The organism is Streptomyces boncukensis (assembly GCF_011045075.1).
GTDB classification, from domain to species: Bacteria; Actinomycetota; Actinomycetes; order Streptomycetales; family Streptomycetaceae; genus Streptomyces; species Streptomyces boncukensis.
Genome location: NZ_JAAKZZ010000032.1, coordinates 22,476 through 28,696, shown reverse-complemented (window position 1 = coordinate 28,696; position 6,221 = coordinate 22,476). Strand labels below are relative to the sequence as shown.

The 6,221-nt window shown below is 70.4% G+C and carries 4 protein-coding genes, 1 tRNA gene and 1 pseudogene; 3 read left to right on the top strand and 3 right to left on the bottom strand.

Features of this window, described 5'->3' with window-relative positions:
• The first annotated feature begins 188 nt into the window (after window positions 1–188).
• Both G5C65_RS05435 and G5C65_RS05430 read left to right on the top strand, forming a co-directional pair.
• Window positions 189–261: transfer RNA gene (locus tag G5C65_RS05435), tRNA-Glu, on the top strand.
• 147 nt (window positions 262–408) lie between these two features.
• Entirely contained in the window at window positions 409–2,082 is a 1,674-nt protein-coding gene (locus G5C65_RS05430) for a hypothetical protein (protein WP_165297463.1), read from the top strand.
• Window positions 2,083–2,493: 411 nt separating this feature from the next.
• Here G5C65_RS05430 and G5C65_RS05425 read toward each other — a convergent pair whose 3' ends face one another.
• The 3 genes from G5C65_RS05425 to G5C65_RS05415 form a co-directional block, all read right to left on the bottom strand.
• Window positions 2,494–2,955, bottom strand: a complete 462-nt coding sequence (locus tag G5C65_RS05425; RefSeq protein WP_165297461.1) for a nuclear transport factor 2 family protein — start codon at window positions 2,953–2,955, stop codon at window positions 2,494–2,496.
• The gene (locus G5C65_RS05420) at window positions 2,936–4,579 is read right to left on the bottom strand and encodes an FAD-dependent monooxygenase (protein WP_165297460.1); all 1,644 of its coding nucleotides are present in this window, start codon (window positions 4,577–4,579) and stop codon (window positions 2,936–2,938) included. The genes G5C65_RS05425 and G5C65_RS05420 overlap by 20 nt, the downstream gene beginning before the upstream one ends.
• Before the next feature lie 285 nt (window positions 4,580–4,864).
• A complete protein-coding gene (locus G5C65_RS05415) occupies window positions 4,865–5,590 on the bottom strand; it encodes a TetR/AcrR family transcriptional regulator (protein ID WP_165297459.1) in 726 nt (241 codons plus the stop codon).
• 301 nt (window positions 5,591–5,891) lie between these two features.
• Between G5C65_RS05415 and G5C65_RS38960 the strand changes: the two are divergent.
• Window positions 5,892–6,044: pseudogene (locus tag G5C65_RS38960) on the top strand (hypothetical protein); the annotation flags it as partial.
• Between the last annotated feature and the right edge of the window lie 177 nt (window positions 6,045–6,221).

Genomic DNA, 6,221 nt, shown 5'->3' with positions numbered 1-6,221 from the left:
ATCTCGTCCCACGCCTGGAGCCGGTCCGTGTCGCGGTCCAGGTAGAGGACGGACGCCTGCACCTTCTGCGGCTCGTCGCCCTCCACCGCGCGGAGGCCGCCGCGGAATGTGTTTTGGCGAACCGTCGCGACATCCCATATGCTGCACGGGTCCCCGAAGCGCTGACAAAAGCGCCAGGTGGGCCGTCGGCCCTCATCGTCTAGTGGCCCAGGACGCCGCCCTTTCAAGGCGGTAGCACGGGTTCGAATCCCGTTGGGGGCACCTCTCTCAACCCCTCTGAACTGCGAAAATGTAGCCGGAGGGGCATTTTTTGTGCTGCCACGCTGCCTCTCCGCCCCAGGATTCCGGCGTCGTGGCTCTATGCTCACGGTCGGCACAAGCAGGGGTGGAATCGGGGTGGAGCGATCCGTGTACGGGCTCAGCGAGAAGAGTCTCATGGCGCTGGCGGGTGACCGTTCCTTCGAGCGCGGGCTCGGGTATCTCGACGCGGTGTGCGGCGTCGAGGTCGGTGACGCCTGGGTCACCGCGACCGTGCACGGCACGGAGCGGTACGAGGTGGAGCTGACCCTGGACGGCCCCGAGGGCGTGGCCGGGGAGTGCGACTGCCCGTACGGCCTGGAAGGGAACTTCTGCAAGCATCTGGTCGCCCTCGGTCTGACCGTGCTCGCACAGCGGGAGAGCCTGCCGGGACAGCGGAAGGCAGCCCAGGACCGGGCACAGGACCTCGACGCCTGGCTGTCCGGACTGTCCAGGGAGGACCTGCTCGCCCTCGTCCGCGAGCAGATCGCCGAGGACCGGCAGCTGCGCCGCCGTATGGAGCTGCGGGCCGCGAGCGTCCGAGGAGACCTGGCCGGGGTCCGGGCCCGCATCCGTGAGCTGCTCGACATCGGCCCGTTCGCACAGCACGGGTACGTCGAGTACGCCGACGTCCGTGCCTACTCCGACCAGGCCGGGCAGACGGTATCCGCAATCACAGCCCTGACCGCGTCAGGCCGGGCCGCCGATGCGATCACCCTGGCCCGGGAAGCGATGCCGCTGCTGGCCGACGCGATGGAGAGCGTCGACGACTCCGACGGCTGGCTCGGCCAGATCGGCGCGGCCCTCGCCGACGCGCACCTCGACGCGTGCCGCGCGGCGCGCCCCGACCCCGAGGAACTCGCGCACTGGCTGGTCGGCCATGTGCTCGGTGACGCGGATGACCTCACCGATATCGACCCGCTCGACTACGAAGACGTGCTCGGCGAGCAGGGCATGGCCGTCCTGCGGGAGCTGGCGGTCGGGGCGTGGCGGGCCAACCGCACGGGCTGGGCCGAGAAGTACCTGGTGGAGCGCTTGGCCAAGGCCGGCGGCGACATCGACGCGGTGATCGCGATGCACGCGGCCGACCTCGCGCCCAACGGCCACACCCACCTGGTCATCGCCCGGGAACTGGACACCGCAGGACGCTCCGAGGAGGCCCTGAACTGGGCGGAGCGCGGAATCCGGGACGTCCGGGACCTCGTCGCCGTCGACACCGCCCTCATCGACTATCTCTGCGACCGCTACACCCGGGCGAACCGGCTGCCCGACGCCGTCGCCCTGCGCCGCGTCCACTTCGGTGCTCGTCGCACCCTGTTCGCCTACCAGCAACTGCGCGCCGCCGCGCGGGAGACCGACTGCTGGCAGGACGAGCGCGTGGAGGCGCTGGCCCTGCTGCGCGCCGACGCCGAGCGACCGCAGGAGCGCCGGCACGCCGGACCCGTCCTGGTCGACGCCCTGCTCGACGACAAGGACGCCGACGCCGCCTGGCGTGCCGCTACCGAAACCGGCGCCGACGAGCGGCAGTGGCTCACCCTCGCCGACCAGGCCCGTGCCGACCGTCCCGCCGACGCACTCGGCGTCTACCTGCGCCTGGCCGAACCGCTCACCCTCCAGACCGGCAACACGGTCTACGAACAGCTCGTCAGCCTGCTGCTGAGCATCCGCGACTGCCACCGCCGCCTGGGCACACCGCACGAGTGCACCGCGTACGTCACCGCCTTGCGCACCGCCCACAAGCGCAAGCGCAACCTGATGCGGCTGATGGACGAACACGGCCTGTGAACCCGGTCCCGGTGACACATCCGCCGCACAGCGCGGCGAGGTCCTCAGCGGCGACCGAGGGTGAGACCAGGGCTTGCGGGCCCCGCCACGCGCAGAGATCAAGTGGTCCAGCTCGGCCAGGACCATGGGCGAGATGACGAGGTGGCTGATCGCCGCCAGCCCGTCCTTGTGCGCTTTGTACTCAGCCAGGTCACGTCACGGCGATCGCCGTCGCCGAGGGCCTGGCAGCCGCCTACGGCACCGCAGTGCTGTTCACCACCGACCGCCACTTCCGCACGGTCCGGCCGCTGACCGGCCACAAGGCGTTCCGGCTGCTACCCGACGACCTCGGTGCTGACGTGCCAGCACCGCGCCCAGAGCGAGGCCGATCGAGAACGAGTTGATTGCCCGGTTCTTCTGCATCCTTGCAGGTCAAGCGGTGCCGCCGTCGCTGCCGCGGACCATGGTTCCGAAGCCGATGAGCACGGTCTGGATGCGCCAGCCCTGATCGGTGCGTGTGTAGGTCATGTCGGCGCTCATATAGACCGAGCGAGGGTTGTCAGCCAGGACAGAGCCGACCCACATCAGCCAGTCCCCGGTGGCGGTGTCGCCGTCGACGGTGATGACCGGGTTGAGGAAGGTGTGCATGGAGAGCTGGACGACGGAGGTGGCCTTGGGCAGTACGGCCGCGATCGCGTCCGCGCCGCGGGTCACCTCACCGTCGAAGCCTTCCCAGCGAGCGTCGGCCGCGAAGATGTCCGGGATCGCGTCGGCGTCGACGGTCCTGCCGTTCCATCCTTTGTTGATCGCGTCGGCGTAGCGGGCGGTCAGGTCACGGATCGCTTCGATGTCTTCGAGGCGGAGGATACGTTCCTCAAGCGTGGTGGCGGTCATGATCAGGACTCCGTTGCTGTTGTCTCGATGGTGAGGTGGGCACAGCGGTGGCGTTCAACGCGGCGTTGAGCGCTTGGGTGGGATCGGCCGGCGCTGTGATGGTGCGCCAGGCGAGGTATCCGTCGGGCCGGACCAGCGCGGCCCCGGTGGATTCGAGGCCGTAGGCCGTACGGAAGGCGTTGGGCTCCACCGGGTTCGCGTCGGTGCCGATGCGGACGAACGTGACGGGGATGCCCGACCGCTCGGCGGCACGGGTCGCGGCGGCGGCCCAGCGCTCGTCCTCGGACAGCAGCACCCAGTCGCGCCGGAACAGATCCAGCGTCGAGCGCTCCTCGCCGTCGACGGTGACCCACAGGTGCGGGGCCCGGGTGCCGGGCTGGCCGGACCACTCCTCCGGTCGCCGCGCGGGCGGCAAGTCGGCGTCCGCGCCCAGCACCGCGGCCGAGCGGTAGAGCTGGCCGAGTTCGACGGACGCGTCGTCGAGCACCGGCACGTCTGTCCGGGGGGCCGTCAGGTACGCCTTGTAGTCGGCGCGTGCGAACAGTTGGTCATGGCGCAGGTCCGCCACAGGCCGACGTTCGGCATCGTAGGTGTCCAGAAGCCGGGGCTCAGACCTCCCGGCCAGCACGGCGGCCAGTTTCCAGGCCAGGTTGTGCGCGTCGTCGATTCCGGTGTTGGCGCCGAAACCGCCGCGGTTGGGCGGCAATTGGTGGGCGGCATCGCCGACGAGGAACACCCGGCCGTCGGAGAAGCGGTCAGCGATCAGCCCGGCCAGGTCCCAGCGGCCGGTGGTCACCAATTCGATGGGGATGTCGGTACGGCCGACCGCCTGCTGCACCACCCGCCGTTGCTCGTCGGTGTCACGCTCGATGTCGTCACTGAGCATCAGCACCCACCGCCCGTCGGAGTAGGTGGTCAGGAACGCCTTCACGTCCGGCTGCTCGATCTCGAACTGGACCACACCGTGCCGCAGATACTCGTCCAAGGGCGCACGGAACAGGATGCTGCGCTGCACCGACAGCGGACCCGCCCCGTGACGGGCGATGCCCAGCTCCTCACGCATGGCGCTGGTCGCGCCGTCCGCGGCCACCACGTACTGGGCGCGCAGGCGGTACTCGTGGCCGTCGTCGCGGCGACGCAGTGTCGCAGTCACGCCGTCGTCGTCCCGGATGAAGCCGATCAGTTCGGTACCCAGCCGCAGGTCCGCGCCCAGCTCGGCCGACCGGTCACGCAGGAGGGGTTCGAGCCTGTCCTGGGTGATCGCGATCGCGTGCACCGGGGAGTCCTCGGCGCCGTAGGCGCCCTCGCCGCCCGGTGTCCACGGGTACTCCTCCAGCCACGTACCGGCCAGGCTCTCCACCCGCGCCCGCCGCGGCGGCTTCATGCCCTGCAGCGACGGCGGCACGTCGACCCCCACTTGCCGGAAGTGTTCCACCGTGCGGGTGGTGAAGCCGATCGCACGCGGATGCGGGGAGCTGCCGTGATGCTTGTCGACCAAGACGACCGGAACGCCGTGCCAGGTCAGGAAGACCGCGGCGGACAGCCCTACCAGGCTGCCGCCGACGATCAATACGGGCACAGCTTCGGTAGTCGTGTCGTCGGCAACATGGGTGATCCCGTCCATGACCTGCTCCTTCGCGCGTAGTGAATGGTGCGGCTCTTCATGTCGGTTCGGCCTGCGGCCGTGGCGCGGCGAAAACCCCGCGGACCAGCACCGAGAGCGCGCATCCGGTACGGGACCGGCCCGTCACTCACTACAGCCTAACGAACATGTTCGTTACGAGCAAGGTCGTAACGACCGCGTTCGGGGCAGCGAGGATGCGCGTGCGCACCGGAGAGACGGCTGCCTATGCCGGCGCCCGCTCAGGAGTGGGATAGCACCGTGCGGCTGACCGGGACGGGACCCGGCTCAGCCGGCCTGGCCGGGCACAGGGGTGCCCGTGATGCCGTTGACGAGCACGTCGAAGCTCCAGCGCATCCGGTCCTCGGCCGTGCCGCTGACCAGATGCGGTATGTGCGCGCTGATCGCCGGATGCGTCGCCTCGTCCACAGCGTGCAGCGCGCCGACGGCCGCGCTCCAGTCGTCTTCGGAGTGGGGGTCGTGCTCACGCGTCGCCTGCTCGGCGGCGGTGGCCGTCGCGTCCTGGAGCAGCTTGTCCACCCCCCAGGCGACCTGCTCGCGGCCGGCGCCACTGCGGGAGAGGAGGTCGAGGATGCGCTCCACCAGCCGCAGGTAGTTCTCACCGCTCGGCCGGGCGACAAGAGCGGACCGGGCGAGCTGCGGGTGCTCGAAGAGCACCACGGTGTAGGAGGTCATGACGGCGCGGAGCTGGCCGCGCCAGTCCTTGCCACCCTTGCCGCCCTCCCGGCCGGTCAGGTCGACCTCGCCGAGCAGGGCGTCCAGGACGGCCGCGTGCAGCTCGGCTGTGTTGGCAACGTACACGTAGAGCGAGGCCGGACCGGTGTCCAGCTCCTGCGCCAAGCGGCGCATCGTGACCTTCTCCAGCCCCTCGGCCCGCATGACCCGCACGGCCGTGTCCACGATTCCGCGCCGGGACAGGGCAGGCTTGGCCGGACGCTCCCGACGGCTGACCGGCTCTCTTCTCACACCCACGACGCTCATCGTAGCGAACATGTTCGCGCAGGGAGGCGCACACCTTCGAGGACACCCCGCTCACCGGTCGAAATGCCCGCCACGGGCGGGCGGCAGCGCGGTAACGATGTTGCGAACTTCGTCGTCAGCCAGTTCTTCCCGGCCATCCTCAACACCAGTGCCGTGCTGGGCCGCGGCTCCGAGCCCCCATTCCCGCCGGGGTGTTCACCATGGGAGACGCACAGGGTGACGGCCGGCCCGCGGACGGCGAGCGACCGGTGCACGCCGTGACGCTGGACGCGTTCTCCCTCGACCTCCCTCGACCGCACCGAGGCGGAGCGATATGGCAGCTCGGCGGTCTTCCACACGGTGGTCGCCGCCGACGGGCGGCACCCCGAGGGACGCCGCTCCGACACGACCGGCCGCGAGGACCACCCCGCCCTGGATCACCACCGCTCCCGCCCGCTCCTGCGCACCCAACGGCTTCGGTCTGTGGCAGACCGTCGGCAACGTATGGGAGTGGTGCCAGGACATCTGGAGCCCCCGCACACGGCCCACGGGGCCCGGCAGCCGGGAGCCGGCGGGTGCTGCGCGGCGGCTCGTACCTGTGCCACGACCCGGGCGGTGCGAACTGCCCGTTCGCGTCCGACGAGGCGGCGTGGTGGTGGTGGGC